This window comes from Variovorax sp. W1I1, assembly GCF_030815625.1.
Taxonomy (GTDB): Bacteria; Pseudomonadota; Gammaproteobacteria; order Burkholderiales; family Burkholderiaceae_C; genus Variovorax; species Variovorax paradoxus_C.
On the sequence record NZ_JAUSWZ010000001.1, the window covers coordinates 4696369 to 4713533 of the forward strand.

17 protein-coding genes and 1 tRNA gene are annotated in these 17165 nt (G+C 64.2%); 5 read left to right on the forward strand and 13 right to left on the reverse strand.

Annotation, left to right across the window (positions count from 1 at the left end; genetic code table 11):
• Window positions 1–12: 12 nt before the first annotated feature.
• Window positions 13–1596, reverse strand: a complete 1584-nt coding sequence (locus QFZ83_RS22060; RefSeq protein WP_307510104.1) for an ABC transporter substrate-binding protein — start codon at window positions 1594–1596, stop codon at window positions 13–15.
• A 190-nt stretch (window positions 1597–1786) separates the two neighbouring features.
• Between QFZ83_RS22060 and QFZ83_RS22065 the strand changes: the two genes are divergently transcribed.
• Window positions 1787–2173 carry a RidA family protein gene (locus QFZ83_RS22065; protein ID WP_013539755.1) on the forward strand — a complete coding sequence of 129 codons (387 nt, stop codon included), beginning with the start codon at window positions 1787–1789 and terminating at the stop codon, window positions 2171–2173.
• A gap of 25 nt (window positions 2174–2198) precedes the next feature.
• Here the strand turns inward: QFZ83_RS22065 and QFZ83_RS22070 are convergent, their stop codons facing one another.
• Window positions 2199–2792: an ATP-dependent Clp protease proteolytic subunit gene (locus tag QFZ83_RS22070; protein WP_013539754.1), complete on the reverse strand. Its 594-nt coding sequence runs from the start codon at window positions 2790–2792 to the stop codon at window positions 2199–2201.
• A 54-nt stretch (window positions 2793–2846) separates the two neighbouring features.
• Here QFZ83_RS22070 and QFZ83_RS22075 point away from each other — a divergent pair, with 54 nt between their 5' ends.
• Entirely contained in the window at window positions 2847–3644 is a 798-nt protein-coding gene (locus QFZ83_RS22075) for a sigma-70 family RNA polymerase sigma factor (RefSeq protein ID WP_307510108.1), read from the forward strand.
• A 33-nt stretch (window positions 3645–3677) separates the two neighbouring features.
• Here QFZ83_RS22075 and lolD read toward each other — a convergent pair whose 3' ends face one another.
• Complete coding sequence (gene lolD, locus QFZ83_RS22080) at window positions 3678–4355, reverse strand: lipoprotein-releasing ABC transporter ATP-binding protein LolD (RefSeq protein ID WP_306880117.1); 678 nt, start codon at window positions 4353–4355, stop codon at window positions 3678–3680.
• The gene (locus QFZ83_RS22085) at window positions 4348–5604 is read right to left on the reverse strand and encodes a lipoprotein-releasing ABC transporter permease subunit (protein WP_013539751.1); all 1257 of its coding nucleotides are present in this window, start codon (window positions 5602–5604) and stop codon (window positions 4348–4350) included. Before QFZ83_RS22085 ends, lolD begins: the two co-directional genes overlap by 8 nt.
• A 55-nt stretch (window positions 5605–5659) precedes the next feature.
• Here QFZ83_RS22085 and QFZ83_RS22090 point away from each other — a divergent pair, with 55 nt between their 5' ends.
• Window positions 5660–6622 (forward strand): hypothetical protein, encoded by a 963-nt coding sequence (locus QFZ83_RS22090; protein ID WP_307510113.1) that lies wholly within the window; start codon window positions 5660–5662, stop codon window positions 6620–6622.
• Window positions 6619–8340: a single-stranded-DNA-specific exonuclease RecJ gene (gene recJ, locus QFZ83_RS22095; protein ID WP_306880120.1), complete on the forward strand. Its 1722-nt coding sequence runs from the start codon at window positions 6619–6621 to the stop codon at window positions 8338–8340. Before QFZ83_RS22090 ends, recJ begins: the two co-directional genes overlap by 4 nt.
• An 881-nt stretch (window positions 8341–9221) precedes the next feature.
• On the opposite strand, the gene QFZ83_RS22100 is transcribed toward recJ, so the two are convergent.
• The 3 genes from QFZ83_RS22100 to QFZ83_RS22110 are packed head-to-tail and all read right to left on the reverse strand — an operon-like array spanning window position 9222 to window position 11619.
• Window positions 9222–10679, reverse strand: coding sequence for a sensor histidine kinase KdpD (locus tag QFZ83_RS22100; protein ID WP_307510116.1), 1458 nt, complete (start codon window positions 10677–10679; stop codon window positions 9222–9224).
• A complete protein-coding gene (locus QFZ83_RS22105; RefSeq protein ID WP_013539747.1) occupies window positions 10666–11310 on the reverse strand; it encodes a response regulator transcription factor in 645 nt (214 codons plus the stop codon). The genes QFZ83_RS22100 and QFZ83_RS22105 overlap by 14 nt, the downstream gene beginning before the upstream one ends.
• Window positions 11311–11352: 42 nt before the next feature.
• Entirely contained in the window at window positions 11353–11619 is a 267-nt protein-coding gene (locus QFZ83_RS22110; protein ID WP_307510120.1) for a hypothetical protein, read from the reverse strand.
• 333 nt (window positions 11620–11952) lie between these two features.
• Between QFZ83_RS22110 and QFZ83_RS22115 the strand changes: the two genes are divergently transcribed.
• A complete protein-coding gene (locus QFZ83_RS22115) occupies window positions 11953–12759 on the forward strand; it encodes an SDR family oxidoreductase (protein ID WP_013539745.1) in 807 nt (268 codons plus the stop codon).
• Between the two features lie 73 nt (window positions 12760–12832).
• On the opposite strand, the gene QFZ83_RS22120 is transcribed toward QFZ83_RS22115, so the two are convergent.
• The 6 genes from QFZ83_RS22120 to petA form a co-directional block, all read right to left on the reverse strand.
• Window positions 12833–12908: transfer RNA gene (locus QFZ83_RS22120), tRNA-Thr, on the reverse strand.
• A gap of 45 nt (window positions 12909–12953) precedes the next feature.
• Window positions 12954–13523 carry a ClpXP protease specificity-enhancing factor gene (locus QFZ83_RS22125; protein WP_307510123.1) on the reverse strand — a complete coding sequence of 190 codons (570 nt, stop codon included), beginning with the start codon at window positions 13521–13523 and terminating at the stop codon, window positions 12954–12956.
• 33 nt (window positions 13524–13556) lie between these two features.
• A complete protein-coding gene (locus QFZ83_RS22130; protein ID WP_013539743.1) occupies window positions 13557–14168 on the reverse strand; it encodes a glutathione S-transferase N-terminal domain-containing protein in 612 nt (203 codons plus the stop codon).
• Between the two features lie 95 nt (window positions 14169–14263).
• Window positions 14264–15049: a cytochrome c1 gene (locus tag QFZ83_RS22135; RefSeq protein WP_307510125.1), complete on the reverse strand. Its 786-nt coding sequence runs from the start codon at window positions 15047–15049 to the stop codon at window positions 14264–14266.
• A 39-nt stretch (window positions 15050–15088) separates the two neighbouring features.
• Entirely contained in the window at window positions 15089–16525 is a 1437-nt protein-coding gene (locus QFZ83_RS22140) for a cytochrome bc complex cytochrome b subunit (protein WP_306880128.1), read from the reverse strand.
• Window positions 16526–16539: 14 nt separating this feature from the next.
• Window positions 16540–17157 carry a ubiquinol-cytochrome c reductase iron-sulfur subunit gene (gene petA / locus QFZ83_RS22145; protein ID WP_306880129.1) on the reverse strand — a complete coding sequence of 206 codons (618 nt, stop codon included), beginning with the start codon at window positions 17155–17157 and terminating at the stop codon, window positions 16540–16542.
• Window positions 17158–17165 lie beyond the last annotated feature (8 nt).

Consider the following 17165-nt stretch of genomic DNA (forward strand, 5'->3'; position numbering starts at 1 on the left):
TTCCTTCTGGTCTTACTTGATCTTCGCGTTCCAGAAGAACGGCCAGGTCGCGGGCGTGTAGTTGTCCAGCGCCGGGCTCTTGGCCGAGAGGCCGTTGAACTTGCCGACGTTGATGTACGGCACTTCGTCGTAGACGACCTGCTGCACCTTGCCCCACAGCGCGCCGCGCTTGGCGGGATCGCTCTCGACGTTGAAGGCCTGCAGCGCCGACTTCTTGGCGGGCGAATCCCACCAGCCCGGTGCGCCGTCGCCCAGTTGCGGCGGCGAGAGCATCGGCTCGGGGAACTGGCCCGAGTGGGTCACGTAGATATCCCAGAGCTTGGCATCGTTGCGGCGCTGCACCAGCGTGGCCCAGTCGACCACGTTGAGGTCGACCTTGAAGCCCGCGCGCTTGAGCTGCTCGGCCATCAGCAGCGACATGTTGTAGTGAAAGTCGTACTGGCGGCTGGTGAGCACGCGGATCGGCTCGCCCTTGTAGCCCGCCTTGGCCGCGGCCTCCTTGGCCTTGGCGGCGTTGCGCTGGTTGTACTGGTCGCCGCCGGCGGTCGAGTAGAACGGCGAGCCCTTGGGGAAGTGGTTGGCCTCGGCCACGAAGAAGCGCGTGTCGCCGAAGCCAGCGGCGAGCATCTCGCCTTCGCCGAGCGCGGTCTGGATCGCCTGGCGCACTGGCTGGCTCGCGGCCACGCCTTCCTTGGTGTTGAGCACGAGGTACGGGAAGCCGAACGACGGCGTCATGATCGGCACGGTCTTGCCGCCCGACTTCTCCAGGCGCGGCAGCGCTTCCACCGGCAGCAGGTCGGCAAAGTCGTACTGGCCCGCGAGCGCGCCTTCGACGCGCGTGCTGGCGTTGGGCACGGGCACGAAGCGCAGTTCCTCGATGGCCGCTTCGCGCTTGCCGCCGTAGCCGCTTGCGGGTTCCTTGCGCGCTGCGTACTTGTCGAAGCGGGTGAGCAGCACGAACTGGTCGGGGCGGCGCTCCTTGAACTTGTAGGGGCCGGTGCCGACGAACTCCTTCAGCGGCGAGGCGATCGAGTCCTTGGCCATGATCGCGGCCATGCCGCTGGGCAGTGCGAGCTGCGAGAGCAGCGGTGCATAGGGCGCCTTCAGCACGATCTCCACGCCCATCGGGCCCTTGGCCTTCAGGCTCTCGATTTCCTTGCCCACGGCCTTGCCGCGCGGCGACTGGTCCATCCAGCGCTGCAGGCTCGCCACCACATCGTCGGCGTTGAGTTCGCGGCCGTTGTGCAGCATCACGCCCTTGCGCAGGGTGATGGCGTAGGTCTTGCCGTCGGCCGATATCTTCGGCATCGTCTCGGCCAGCATCGGCACCACGTTCCACTTGGCATCGAAGGTGTAGAGCGTCTCGTACACGTGCTGCATGATGGTTCCGACCAGGTCGGCGGTCGATGCCATCGGGTCGAGCGTCTGCGGCTCGGCCACCATCGCGAGCGTGGCGAAGTTGCGCGGCCCCTGGGCATGCGCCTGCTGATACGGCAGCGCGGCGCACAGCATCGCGAGGAGGGACGCACCCAGCAGGCTGCGTTTGGACAGCTTGGGCAGGCGCCGGACAAGACCGGCGTTGGCGGCATGGGGCATGGGGAACTCCTTCGTGGGGCAGTCGAGGTTATGAAAGAAATTTTCTTTTCCGCCCGGACTTTGAAGCATCAACCATGCCAAATCATCCGTGTTAACCCTTGTTCGAGGGTTATTCTGAAATAGATTTTCAGATTGGATCGATACTTGCGATCCGGTTTCCTTTCACTTCCCTCATTTCAGGAGTCCTCCCATGCCCCTCGAATACCTCGGCGCCCCGCCCGTCGCTTCGGACCGCCAGGCCCGCCCCTTCTCCCCGGCCGTGCGTGCGGGCGATTTCATCTATGTGTCGGGCCAGGTGCCCGCCAATGCGGACGGCGAAATCGTGGTGGGCGGCATCGAGGCGCAGACGCGCCAGGTGATGGAGAACCTGAAGAAAGTGCTCGCGCTGGCCGGCGCCACGCTCGACGACGTGTGCAAGAGCACCGTCTGGCTGCACGACGCGCGCGACTTTGGTGCCTTCAACCGCATCTACATGAGCTACTTCGGCGAGAACAAGCCGGCGCGCTCGACCACCGAGGCGCGCCTCATGGTCGACGCGAAGGTCGAGATCGACGTCGTCGCCTACAAGCCGAAGTGATCGGCCGATATCGGCCGATTGCGGGCTACTTCAGCTCGGTCTTGCGCTGGATGATCCGCGAGACCAGCCCGTACTCCACCGCCTCCTCCGCCGAGAGCCATCGGTCGCGCTCGATATCGGCCAGCACCACGTCGATGTGCTTGCCGGTCTCGCGTGCGATCTCGTGCGCGATGCGCTGGCGGGCCTTGATGATTTCCTGCGCCTGAATGGCGATGTCGGTCGCCTGCCCGCCCGCGCCGCCGCTGGGCTGGTGGATCAAAAAGCGCGTGTTCGGCAGGCACACGCGCCGCTCGCGCGGGGCCGCCAGGAACAGGTGCGTGGCGGCGCTGCCCACCCAGCCGGTGCCGATCATGTTCACCGGCGCGCTGATGAAACGCACGATGTCGTGGATCGCATCGCCCGACTCCAGATGCCCGCCGGGCGAGCTCACGAGGATGTCGATGGGTTTTTCGGCGTTATCCGCGTCGAGCGCGATGAGCCGGCGCGTCACGTCGGCGGCCACCGAGTCGGTGATGCTGCCGAAGATCAGCAGCGTGCGCGATTTGAAAGCCTTTTCCTCCAGGTAGGAGTTGCGCGGCTCGGCCGTGGCCGCGGGCTGGGTGTCGTCGTCGGTTTCCATGATCAAGAAAAACTCCTGTGGTTGAACTGTCTTGACGAACAAGGCCACAGTTTCGTGACATTGCAGGGGCTGTGGCAAGCTGCGCCGATGCTCGATGAACGCTATCTCTCGCAATTGCCGGCACTGCGAAGCCGGCTGGTTCGCGCAGCGGCGCGCATGCTGGGCGGACAGGCCGAAGCCGAGGACGTGGTGCAGGACACCTACCTGCGCGCGCTCGAGGCGGGCGATCAGCCCACCCTCGATGCGGCCCAGGCCTGGCTGACCACCGTCATGCAGCACCTCGCCATCGACCGGCTGCGGCGGCGCAACTGGATGCAGCAGTGGCTTTCCGATGCGAAGGCATCGGCTGCGCCTCCTGAAGCCGCCTCGACAGAAGACCGCGCCGCGATGGCCCAGGAGATCGATCGCGCCCTGCACTTGCTGGCCACGCGGCTGAGCCCAGCCGATGGCGCCGCAGTGCTGCTGCGCGAGGTGTTCGAGGCCAGCTTCAAGGAAATCGCAGAGGCCAGCGGCAAGACCGAGGCCGCGTGCCGGCAGCAGTTGCATCGCGCGCTGCTGCGGTTGCGGCAGGACGACAGGGACGTGGAAGAACGCGGCGCTGATGCCGTCTTCCATGTGTACCGGCAAGCACTGCACGACTGCGATGCGCGAACGCTGTTCGCGATGCTGCGGCAGCCACCGGCACGTGCGCTCGCCATGTCGGCTGCGACGAGCCCCAGGTCCGATGCACCGCGTGTGGTGTGCCAGGTGATGCAGATCGGCGGACAGCTCGGCCTCGTGCTGACCTTGGGTGGGAAGGTGCTGTGCGTGCTGCCGCTGGATGCGCGGCAGACCGAAGAAGCGTTGTATTAGCTCCTTCCCCCTGGGGGAGGGAGAAAACAAAGGTCAGACCGCGAGACGACCCGCGACCAACTGCAGCACCCGGTCACAACGCTTCGCCAGCTCTTGGTCATGCGTGACCATCACGAACGCCGTGCCATGGCGATGCGCCAGATCGAGCATCAAATCGAACACCGTGTCGGCCGTGCTGCGGTCCAGATTGCCAGTCGGCTCATCCGCCAGCACGCACGCGGGTTGCGTGACCAGCGCACGCGCGATCGCCACGCGCTGGCGCTCGCCGCCCGAGAGCTCGGCCGGGCGATGCTGCACACGCTCGCCCAGGCCCACGCTCGTGAGAATCTTGCGAGCCGACTCCGCCGCCTGCGACGATTCGACGCGCCGAATTTTCAGCGGCATCGCCACGTTGTCCAGCGCACTGAACTCCGGCAGCAGATGATGGAACTGGTAGACGAAGCCAAGATGCAGGTTGCGCAGTCGCCCCTGCTCCGCTGCATCGGCATGCGCGATATCCTTGCCGAGCAACTCGACCTTGCCTGCGGTCGGCGAATCGAGCCCGCCCATCAAGTGCAGCAACGTGCTCTTGCCCGAACCGGATGCGCCGACGATGGCCAGCGTTTCGCCGGCATGCACGTCCAGGTCCACGCCATGCAGCACCGTCAGGTCGATGCGGCCTTCGTGAAAACGTTTGGTGAGGCCACGTGCCTTGAGAACGACTTCACTCATAGCGCAGCGCCTCCGCGGGGTTGACGCGGCTGGCGCGCCAGCTCGGGTACAGCGTGGCCAGGAAGGCGAGGACGAGGGAAATGATCGCGATGGGCATGATGTCGCTCTGCTGCGGGTCGCTCGGCATCTTGCTGATCAGGTAGATGTCCTTGGGCAAAAAGCTCGCATGGAAGAGCTGTTCGAGGAAGGGCACGATCACGTCGATGTTGTAGGCGATGCCCAGGCCCAGCAGGAGGCCGGCCACCGTGCCGATCACGCCCACCATCGCGCCCTGCACCACGAAGATGCCCATGATGCTGCGCGGCGAACTGCCCAGCGTGCGCAGGATGGCGATGTCGGCGCGCTTGTCGGTCACCGTCATCACGAGCGTGGACACGAGGTTGAACGCCGCCACCGCCACGATCAGCGTGAGGATGATGAACATCATGCGTTTCTCGACCTGCACGGCCGCGAACCACGTCTTGTTCTGGCGCGTCCAGTCGCGGATCAGGAATTCGCCGGGCAGGCTCACGGCCAGCTGGTCGGCCACGTCGCGGGCCTCGTTCAGGTCCTTGAGCTTCAGGCGGATGCCGGTCGGGCCTTCGAGGCGGAACACCTTGGCCGCGTCCTGCTCGTGGACCATCGCCAGGGCCGAGTCGTACTCGTAGTGGCCCGAATCGAAGGTGCCCACCACGGTGAACTGCTTCAGGCGCGGCACCACGCCGGCCGGCGTCACCTGGCCGCCCGGTGCCACCAGCGTGACCTTGTCGCCGGGCTGCACGAACATCGAACGCGCGAGTTCGACGCCCAGCACGATGCCGAATTCGCCCGGCACCAGCTTGTCGAAGGTGCCCTTGCTCGCGATGCCGCCGGTGTCGGTCACTTCGGGTTCGAGCTTCGGGTCGATGCCTCGGACGATCGCGCCCTTCATGTCCTCGCCGCGCGCGATCAGCGCCTGCGTGTTGATGAAGGGGGCCGCACCGATGACCTCGGGGTTCTTGCGCGCGGCGGCCATGATTTCGTCCAGGCTCTGCAGCGCCTGCCCGTCGCGCGAGAAGATCTCGATGTGCGACACCACGCCGAGCATGCGGTCGCGCACCTCTTTCTGGAAGCCGTTCATCACACTGAGCACAATGATCAGCGCCGCCACGCCCAGCGCGATGCCGAGCATCGAGACACCGGAGATGAAGGAGATGAAGCCGTTGCGCCGCGTCGCCCGGCCTGCGCGCGTGTAGCGCCAGCCGAGCTGCAGTTCATATGGGAGTCGCATAGGGGCGGGATTGTGGCATCTCGAAACGTTTGGGGGCTTCCGGGACAATAGAGGGATGGCCGAACACCCCCCACGTCACTTGTTGATCCCCTTCGCCGGCCGCGGTTCCCCGGCGTGCCGCGCCGCTCTGCCGGCACTCAAGCTCCCGAATCTCGAATCCCTGCTCTCCCGCCTCTCCCTCGCGGACACCGACACGCAGGACGAAAGCACGCGCTCGCCTCCGCACGAGCGGGCGCTCGCCAAGGCGCTGGGCATCGCCGCCGCCGACGGCTGCATCCCCTGGGCCGCGCTCGAAGCCCGCGAGGCCGGTCTTGCCGCCCCCGACGACACCGAAGGCTGGGGCGTCGTCACGCTGTGCAACTGGCAGGTCGGCATCGACGACGTGGCGCTGGGCGATCCGGCCGCCATCGAGATCGATGCCGCCGAATCGGCCGCCCTGCTGGAGGTCGCCCGCCCGTTTTTCGAGGAAGACGGCATCGCGCTGCACGCTTCTTCCACGCCCGGCCGCTGGCTCGCCCGCGCGCGCATCTTCGACGGCCTCGCCACGGCCTCCATCGACCGCGCGGTGGGCTACCCGATTTCGCAGTGGTCGCCGCTAGGCGACTCGGCACGGCCGCTGCGCCGCCTGCAGAACGAGATGCAGATGCTGCTCTACACGCAGCGCGTGAACGACGACCGCGCCGCGCGCGGCGTGCCGCCAATCAACTCCTTCTGGCTCAGCGGGACCGGCGCATTGAAAGGCACCACGCCTGCATTCACCTCGCCGACGGTCACCGATGCGCTGCGGGTTCCCGCCCTGCGCGACGACGGCCCAGGCTGGGCCGAAGCCTGGCAGGCGCTGGATGCCGGCGCCATCGCCTCGCTGCTCGCCGACTACACGCGCGGCGCCGATGTGACGCTCACGCTCTGCGGCGACCGCGCCGCGCAGCGCTACACCGTGCAGCAGCGCGGCCTCGCGCGCTGGGCGAAGAGCCTCTTCGACCGCACGCGCGCCGCCACGGTGCTGGAGTCGCTGTGAAGATCATCGCCCGCGACATTCCCCCGCGCACCGTCTGGGCCCTCGAGCAGGCCGGCGTTCACCCGCTGCTCGCGCGCCTCTTTGCGGCGCGCGGCGTGATGGCCAAGGACGAGCTGGACGACGGCCTCGCCCGCCTGCTGCTTCCCGACACCCTGCGCGGCACGCGCGAAGCCGCCGTGCTGCTGGCCGACGCGATGGCGCAGGACAAGCGCCTCTGCATCGTCGCCGACTACGACTGCGACGGCGCCACCGCCTGCGCGGTCGGCGTGCGCGGCCTGCGCCTTTTGGGCGCCAAGCACGTGAGCTACCTCGTGCCCGATCGCGTGGTCGATGGTTACGGCCTTACGCCGCCGATTGCCGAGCGCGTGGCCGACAGCGGCGCCGACATGCTGATCACCGTCGACAACGGCATCGCGAGCGTCGAAGGCGTCGCGGCCGCGAAGGCGCGCGGCCTGCAGGTGCTGGTGACCGATCACCATCTGCCCGGACCCGAACTGCCCATCGCCGATGTGCTGGTGAATCCGAACCAGCCCGGCTGCGACTTCGAGAGCAAGAGCATCGCGGGCGTCGGCGTCATGTTCTATGTGCTGCTCGCGCTGCGCTCCGAGCTGCGCGCGCGCGGCGTGTTCGACGTGGCGTCGCAACCGAAGCTCGATGCATTGCTGCCGCTGGTCGCGCTTGGCACGGTCGCCGACGTGGTGAAGCTCGACGCCAACAACCGCCGCCTCGTCGCGCAGGGCCTGCGCCGCATCCGCGCAGGCGCGATGCCCGCGGGCGTGGCCGCGCTCTTCAAGGCCGCGGGCCGCACGGCGTCGGTTGCCACCACCTTCGACTTCGGCTTCGCGCTAGGCCCGCGCATCAACGCGGCCGGTCGGCTGGCCGACATGACGCTGGGCATCGAATGCCTGCTGACCGACGACGCCGGCCGCGCCGACGAACTCGCGCGCATGCTCGACGGCATCAACCGCGAGCGGCGCGACATCGAGGGCGGCATGCGCGACCAGGCGCTGCTGCTGGCCGAATCGCTCTTCTCCACCGACGGCGAAGGCATCGAGGCGCCGCCGGCCGCCATCAGCGTGTTCGACGCGAACTTCCACGAGGGCGTGGTCGGCATCGTGGCCTCGCGCATCAAGGACCGTTTCCACCGCCCGACCTTCGTGTTCGCCGCGAGCGGCGCGCCGGGCAAGGAACAGGAACTCAAGGGCTCGGGCCGGTCGATTCCGGGCTTTCACTTGCGCGATGCGCTGGACCTCGTGGCCAAGCGCCATCCGGGCGTGCTGCTGCGCTTCGGCGGGCATGCGATGGCGGCCGGCTGCACGGTAGCGCGCGAGCATTTCAAGACCTTCGAGCAGGCGCTCGCACAGGTGGCGGGCGAGTGGCTGGCGGCATCGGCGCTCACGCGCCAGATCGAGACCGACGGGCCGATCGCGCGCGAGTACATGCGCATCGACCTCGTGGACACGCTGCACCGCGAGGTGTGGGGCCAGGGCTTCGCGCCGCCGACTTTCAGCGAGGAAGTTGAAGTGGTGTCGCAGCGCCTCGTGGGCGAGAAGCACCTGGCGCTCAAGCTCCGGCACCAGGGCCAGCCGATCGATGCGATCTGGTTCAGCCACACCGAACCGTTGCCGCCGAAGGTGAAGCTCGCGTTCCGGCTCGATGCGGACGAGTGGCAGGGCGTGCGGCGCCTGCGCTTCCTGGTCGAAGGGGCGGAGTTTTAGAAGAAGAAAAAGAAACCAGGCCTCTCCGGAGGACCTGGGTTACCAGGATTACCTGGTTGGAGGGGGGAGACTGCGTTTAGCCGCGCCGATTGCCATGTTTTCAGGCACGTACAAGCCGGCAGATGCAAGCGGTCGAATGCTCGTCGGAGCACCGTTCGACGGGTTGCACCCGCGCTCCCCCGGAGTCATTGCACGTACAAAGCCACCGACACGACCAACGCCCAGCTGTAGGCCACGACCACGCACAGCCCCATGAGGAAGCCTTCCGCCCTGCGGCTGGCTTCCGTCGCACGGGAATGCGCGTGCAGCGTCTCCGAATTCCGGAGCAGCAACCCGTCGATGTCCACAGCGTCAACCCCCCTCCTCGCAGCACCTCCCTGATTCACAAGCCGGCCCCATCGAAGCAATCGCTCCTCCGTCCGTGGACAGAAAAAGTCGTCACGCTCCCTCCCAGGATCTGCGTCCGATGCGGCCTGCATTGCGTTCTCTCCCGCGCCTCCGATGAGCGCACGCCGCGACTTTAGAGACAACTGAATTTCAAACAACCAATGACTAATACCAGTCGGGCCATGACCCGTGCAATTGCGCTGTGTGGAAGAGCGTCTTCGATTGGAAATAAAACTTCCGTATACGCGCCATTGCGCAACACCAGTGAATTCTGCGTATTCCCAATGGCGGGCCACGGTGCTGGAGTGCGCGATCGGTTGTGACCACGAACATCGACGCCAGGTTCAGTGCGTTGCGGCCTTGCAAGGGTGACGGTGGTCCGCCATTGCAAATTGGAATTGATGCATTGCGCATCGAATTAAAAAGCCGGCGCGGTATTTACCCAAACTTAGTTGTCAATTTAAATCTCACGCCTATGCCTCGACCAATTCGAATCACCGGGAATTTTCGATCGTACCCGGCCCTATCACGAATTCTCTAGGAATAAGAATTCGGAAAAGCGTCCCCTGCCCCATCACCGATTTGACTTCAATACGGTAATTGAGGCGCGTGGCAAATCGCTTCACGATGGCCAATCCCAATCCCACGCCTTTGCTGCGACCTTGATCGTCGACTTCTTCCTGATGGAAAGCATCAAAAATCCGCTGCCGCGCTTCGAGTTTGATTCCGGGCCCCTGGTCCCAGATTTCAATGGAAGCGCCCCTCGATGTTCTGCGGGCGCATACCAGCACACCATTTTTTGTGTATTTGAGCGCATTGGAAACCAGGTTTTCAAGCATCCGCAGCAGCATGGAAGCATCGGTGCCCACGGTAATTCTCGCAATTCGAAAACGCAATTGCACGCCATCGCGTTCGGCGATTTTCTCGAAATGCAGATCGAGCTTTTGAAATAGCGATTGAATTTCCGTGGCCCGGATCTTCACCCCGGCGTCGAGCGCTTCAATTCGCGCGAATTCGAGAATATTGTTGATATAAATCTGAAGCGCATCGATTTCCTGCCCCAAGCGATCCAGCGTCGATTCCGCCGATTGATTCGTCTTGGTCGCCGCCATGGCGGACAGCACCCACAATTTCGCCGCATGCAGGCGCTGCTGGAAATCGTGGCTCGCCCCCGCGAAGAATTCCGAGCGGGTATCGAGCGTCTTGTATGCGGTGTCCTTCAGTCTTTCGAGTTTGTCGTTGGCAATTTCGAGCTGGTTCACCAATTGACTGGCTTCATGGGTGCGCGCGAGCAAATCGTTGAGCTGGCGAACCGCAATGAAAATATTCAGCCACAGCACGGCCAGCACACCCATGTCTAGCGCCACGATGACCGACAAGCTCGCAACGCCGTTGGAATACAGGTTGGCCGAAAAAGCGCCCCACAGCAGCACGTTGTAAAGAACCACGGCAATGGGGGTCACCGGCCACATGCCGGTCATCGACACGCTGATGCTGAGCAGGCCAATGCACATGATCAACACGCGCACCGTGAGCACCGGCCCCACGAACAAATGGATGGTCCAGATCCAGTAGAAGCAGGCAATGACGATGATGACGATCGGGATCAGCTTCAGCCCGAGGGATTTCTTGACGACCGCCGGTGGCAATTGCGTCAGCGGCCAGAAAAGCGCGACGCGGATCAGCCAGGTCACCACCGAGACGGTGAGCCAGGTCCACATCGACGCCGAATCCAGAATCGGCGCGCTCGCCTCGGCGACCAGGAGCCCGAAGATCGTGATCCAGTAAGCCACCTGCTGGACAAAGAATTGGCGCTCCGCCAGATGACGGTGCGCCAGCGTCGCGTGAATCAGGGAGCGGGAGAGCCGCCCCTGCTTTTCCATCAGCGATTCGTCGAGCGGCTCGCTTTTGTTCTTGGTGAAGCCCCGAAGAAGCTCCTCAAGCATTCCCATCGCTGCTCCTCGTGGCGAAACCTGCCAGGAGCCCGAGTTGCAATGCCTTCTGAACGGCGTGTGCGCGCGATTTCACGCCCAGCGCTTCCATGGCGGAATCGATGTGGTAATTGACCGTTCCCGGGTGCAATGACAGCAATCGCGCGATTTCCTTGGTAGAGCGCCCCGCGCCGACGAATTCGAGGCATTGGCACTGGCGGTTGGTCAGCCGAATGGCATTCGGATTCGCGCCCAGGTCGGGCAATTCGGGAAAGACCTTTTCGCCCGCAATCGCCTTGTCCAGACTCGCCTCGAGCTCCTTGATTTCGATGGCTTTGAGGATGTAGCCCTGGAACCCGCTGGCCTTGGCCTGGGCGATGTAGTCGGTCCGGTGCGTGCCGGTCAGGATGCAGGTGCGCCCTTCCTTGCCCAGCTTCTTGATTTCCATGGCAAGCGACAGGCCTACCGCGCCGGGCACGTCTAGGTCGAGCAGGATCAAGCCCCATCGGTCGGGCGTTGCCTTCAATGCAAGCAGCGCCTTATCGGCGCTGTTGCAGACCTCGATATTGGCGACGAGCGGACTTCGCGCAATTTTTTCTGCTGTCGCTTCCGACACCAGAGGTTGGTCTTCTATGAACAGGACGTTGATCATTGGTACTTTTCGCCGGGGTGTTTTTGTTCTGCCGAATGGAGGTCAGGTATTGCGATGTCGGCCGCGCGGCTCGATGGTCTGCAGCGGAACGAGCGCGGCAATTCGCGGGGGCAGGGGCAGATGGCGGATCGGCCAGTCGCGGGCGCTTTGCCCGCGCCGGAAGGCGTAGGAGCCCTGGGCAATCAGTTGGGGAAGTCGGCTCATGTGGGGTGGCGTCGAGCCGTATTTTGCGGAGACCTTGCTGGGGCGACCCGCGTCGTCGATGACATCGTGAAGCGCTGCGCGGCGTGCTTCGATCAGTTCATCCATGCCCCCTACTTTACTAAAAGCAAACAAAGTCAATTGGCAAGAATAACTGTGAACTATGGCTTGGCGGCGATGTGATTTCGCAAATGAAATTGACTACTTTTATCTAAGTCGCCGACCTGCCTTTTCCACGCATCGGCGAGTTTTTTCTTCGGCGCTGCCCGCCGCGGGCACACGACATGGCGGGCGCAGATTCGGCACGCATTCCTACGCGCAGCCGATCGCAAGGTTTTACGGTGGTTTTTCGAAGGCAGGCGCCTGTGCTCAAGCCCGGAGGCACAACGGACAACGGGCCCGGCGCGCTTCGTTTCATTCAACTTTTCCAAGGAGACCGACATGGAAACCACAGACCTTCGCCCCCTTGCCGTGGTGACGGGCGCCTCGTCAGGCATCGGCTTTCAACTCGCGCTGCTCGCCGCGCGCAACGGCTACGACTTGTTGATCGGCGCGGACGAGCCCCTGGAGCAGGCCGAGACCGAGCTGCGCGTGCTGGGCGCGAACGTGGTGTCGGTGCGCGCCGACTTCGCCACGCGCGACGGCGTGGACGCGCTGCTGGCCGCGGCCGAGGGTCGGCCCATCGACGCGCTGTTCGCGAATGCGGGCCACGGCCTCGGCCACGGCTTTCTCGACCAGGACTTTCACGACGTGCAGCATGTGATCAACACCAACATCACCGGCACCATCTACCTCGTGCAGTGCGTGGGCCGCGAGATGCGCAAGGCGGGCCAGGGGCGCATCCTCATCACGGGCTCGATCGCGGGCTTCCAGCCGGGGAGCTTCCAGGCGGTCTACAACGGCAGCAAGGCGTTCATCGATTCCTTCGCGATGGCGCTGCGCAACGAGCTGAAGGGCACGGGCGTCTCGGTGAGTTGCTTGATGCCCGGCGTGACCGACACCCACTTCTTCGCGCGCGCCGACATGCTCGACACGCGCGTCGGCCAGCAGACCGACAAGGCCGACCCGGCGGAAGTGGCCAAGGCCGGCTTCGACGCGATGATGAAGGGAGAGAGCGGCGTGATCGCCGGATGGCGCAACAAGATGCAGGTGGCGCTGTCGCGGGTGATGCCGGGGCCGAAGCTGGCGGAGCAGCATCGCAAGCTGGCGGAGCCGGGGAGTGCTGAGCGGAAGACGGCGCTGTCGTAGCCACCTCTCGCTCATCTGTCCCCTAAAGAAAAGCCCTCCGAGCGGAGAACCGCGGGAGGGCTTTTTCGGGTTTTGGTGCCGCTTGTCGGAATCGAACTGACGACCTTCCGCTTACAAGGCGGGTGCTCTACCAATTGAGCTAAAGCGGCTGAATTTCTTCGGAGTGCGTGATTCTAGTAGCCCGTTGCAAGCGCCTACTTGATGCGCTTGAGCGAGGGCCTCGAACCACCGCCACCGGCCGGCGGGCGCGGCGGCTCGTCGACGGGGTCCGTGGTCGCGCCGGCAGAGTTGGCATCGACCACTTCGCCGCCTTCTTCACCCGTGACCAGGTGAACGATCTTGCCGGCATCGCCTTCGGTGCCGCGCGAGGCGTCACGCAAAGGCATGCGCGCCGGACCCGTCGGCGAGGCAGGCACATCGCTGCCGCTGTCGACCGCGGGCGCTGGCGCGGGAAACGCCATGCCCTGTCCGTTCTCGCGCGCATAGATCGCGATCACGCGGCCTACCGGCACGCTGATCTCGCGCGCACTGCCCGCAAAGCGGGCCTTGAACTCGATGAAATCGTTGCCCAGCTTGAGCGAGCTGGTCGCATCGAAGCTGATGTTGAGCACGATCTCGCCGTTCTTCACGTACTCGCGCGGCACCTGGACGGTGTCGTCGACCTGCACCGCGACATAGGGCGTGAACCCGTTGTCGGTGCACCATTCGTACAGCGCCCGGATGAGGTACGGGCGGGTGGAAGACGACTCGAGCGCGTTGATCATGAAAGAGCAGAGAACGGGACTTGGACGCAGCTTTTACTTGCGCATGACCTTTTCGGAGGGCGTGAGCGCTTCGATGTAGGCGGGACGCGAGAAGATGCGCTCGGCGTACTTCAGCAGCGGAGCCGCGTTCTTGCTGAGGTCGATGCCGTAGTAATCGAGGCGCCAGAGCAGCGGCGCGATGGCCACGTCGAGCATCGAGAAGTTGTCGCCCAGCATGTACTTGTTCTTGAGGAACACGGGCGCCAGCTGCGTCAGGCGGTCGCGGATGTGCGAGCGTGCCTTTTCGATGGTCTTCTCGTTGCCCTTGGTGGTGCGGTTCTCCAGCGTCGAGACGTGGACGAACAGTTCCTTCTCGAAATTGAGCAGGAACAGGCGCACGCGGGCGCGGTCGACCGGGTCGCCGGGCATCAGTTGCGGATGCGGGAAGCGCTCGTCGATGTACTCGTTGATGATGTTCGACTCGTACAGGATCAGGTCGCGCTCGACCAGGATGGGCACCTGGCCATACGGATTCATCACGCTGATGTCTTCGGGCTTGTTGTAGAGATCGACGTCGCGGATCTCGAAGTCCATGCCCTTTTCGAACAGAACGAAGCGGCAGCGGTGGGAAAAGGGGCAGGTCGTTCCTGAATACAAGACCATCATGGCGAGAGACTCCTAAAAATCAAAAAGAGTGGGTCGCGTTGGCAACCCACTCTGTGGGACCGGATGCACGAGGCAACCGGTCGGCGTGGACGGAACTACTTGACGTCTTTCCAGTACGAGGCGTTCAGTCGCCACACGAAAACCACCGACATGGCCAGGAACAGCAGGACCCAGACGCCAATGCGAATGCGGGTGTTCTGCGCCGGCTCGGCCATCCACTCCAGGTAGCTGACCAGATCGCCGACGGCGTTGTCGTATTGCACCGAGCTCAGGGTGCCCGGGGTGACCTGCTCCCACTTGCCCGTGAAGACTTCAGTGGCATGGCCGTGCTGCTCGACCTTGGTGTAGACCGGCCGGCGCTCGCCCTGCAGTTCCCACAGGGGGTTCGGCATGGCGACGCTCGGGAACACGAGGTTGTTCCAGCCGGTGGCCTTGGTGTCGTCGCGGTAGAAGGTGCGAAGGAAGGTGTAGAGGTAGTCGGCGCCGGTGCCGCCGTGGCCGGCACGCGAACGCGCGACCAGCGTGAGGTCGGGCGGCGTGGTGCCGAACCACTCCTTGGCCTGGCGCGCGTCGATGTTGGCCTTCATGGTTTCGCCGACCTTGTCGGTCGTGAACAGAAGGTTGTCCTTGATCTGCTGCTCGGTGATGCCGATGTCCTGCAGGCGGTTGTAGCGCATGAAGGCGGCCGAGTGGCAGTTGAGGCAGTAGTTGACGAACAGCTTGGCGCCGTTCTGCAAAGCCTGCACGTCGGTCGTCTTGTTGGGCGCCTTGTCCCACGCCAAGCCGCCCGATTCGGCCGATGCGGGGGCGGAGAAGGTCAGCCCCAGCGCCAGACCCAAGGTAGCCATGACCGCGAGCCAGCCGGAAATTCTTTTCTTCATCGTGTTTCTCTCAAGCTCTTGCACTTCTCGTGTCTCGTCTCAATGCGCGGCGAAGACCACGCGCTCGGGCACGGGCTTGAATTCGCCCTTGCGGCTCCACCAGGGCATCAAGAGGAAGAAGCCGAAGTAGAAGAGCGTGCCGATCTGCGAGATGGTCTGGGCGATGTCGAGGGCAAAGGAGCCGATGACCAGGTTGCCCCAGACGCCGGGAGGCTGGATGCCCAGGTAGCCCAGGATCAGGAACAGAAAGACGAAGACGCCATACACATACTTGTGCCAGCTCGGGCGGTAGCGGATCGACTTGACTTCGCTGTGGTCCAGCCACGGCAGGAAGAACAGGATGATGACCGAGCCGCCCATCACGACCACGCCCCAGAACTTGGCATCGAAGGCCTTGAGCAGGAAGATGGCCACGGCCGCCACGACGACGATCGCGATCTTCAGCGCCGTACCCGACTTGCCCTTGACGAAGTTCAGGATGGCAGCCAGGCCGATGATGAGGGCGAACACGTTGACCATGTCGTCGGTGGTTGCACGCAGCATCGAATAGAACGGCGTGAAGTACCAGACCGGGGCGATATGGTTGGGCGTCTTCAGCGAATCGGCCGGGATGAAGTTGTTGTACTCGAGGAAGTACCCACCGGCTTCGGGCGCGAAGAAGATCACCGCCGAGAAGATTGTGAGGAACACCACCACGCCGAAGATGTCGTGCACCGTGTAGTACGGATGCGACGGAATGCCGTCGAGCGGATGGCCGTCGGGGCCGCGGTTGGCCTTGATCTCGATGCCGTCGGGGTTGTTGGAACCCACTTCGTGCAGCGCAATCAGGTGGGCGACCACGAGGCCGAGCAGCACCAGTGGCACGGCGATCACGTGGAAGCTGAAGAAGCGGTTCAGCGTGGCGTCGCTCACCACGTAATCGCCGCGGATCAGGAGGGCCAGGTCAGGGCCGATGAACGGGATGGCGGCGAACAGGTTCACGATCACCTGGGCGCCCCAGTAGGACATCTGGCCCCAGGGCAGCAGGTAGCCCATGAAGGCTTCGGCCATGAGGCACAGGAAGATCGCGCAGCCGAACACCCAGATCAGCTCGCGGGGCTTGCGGTAGCTGCCGTACATGAGGCCGCGGAACATGTGCAGGTACACCACGATGAAGAACGCGGAGGCGCCCGTCGAGTGGATGTAGCGGATGAGCCAGCCCCAGGGCACGTCGCGCATGATGTACTCGACCGATGCGAACGCCTGGTTCGCGTCGGGCTTGTAGTGCATGACGAGGAAGATGCCGGTGACGATCTGGATCACGAGGACCAGCATCGCCAGCGAGCCGAAGATGTACCAGAAGTTGAAGTTCTTCGGCGCGTAGTACTTGCCCCACTGGTCGTTCCAGAGCTTGGTCAGCGGGAAGCGGTTGTCGACCCAGTTGAGCAGCTTCTCGCCAGCCGGCGCGTTGGGGGAAATTTCGTGGAATTCAGCCATGTTCTTCTTCTGCCTCAGGCCTTCTTGGAGTCTTCACCGATCAGGAGCTTGGTGTCCGACAGGTACATGTGCGGGGGCACAGGCAGGTTGTCGGGCGCGGGCTTGTTCTTGAAAACGCGGCCGGCCAGGTCGAACGTCGAACCGTGGCAAGGGCAGAGGAAGCCGCCTTCCCAGTCGGCCGGCAGCGAAGGCTGGGGGCCGGCCTGCAGGCGGTCCACCGGGGAGCAGCCCAGGTGGGTGCAGATACCCACCACGACCAGCACTTCAGGCTTGATCGAGCGATGCTCGTTCTGGGCGTACTTGGGGGTGAATTCGTCGGGGTGGCGCTTGGAGAGCGGATCGGCCAACTGGCCGTCCAGCTTGGGGAGCTCAGCAACCTGCGCGGGCGAGCGCTTGAGGATCCAGACCGGCTTGCCGCGCCATTCGACGGTCATTTTCTCGCCGACCTTGAGCGCCGAGATGTCGACTTCGACAGCGGCGCCGGCGGCCTTGGCCTTCTCCGACGGCTGGAACGTGCTCACAAATGGAACTACGGTGGCCACGCCACCCGCTACGCCGGCACAGCTGGATGCGATCAACCACGTCCGCTTGCTTGTGTCGATCCGGGGCGAGCCGGAGGTCATGTCACTCATGGGGATCC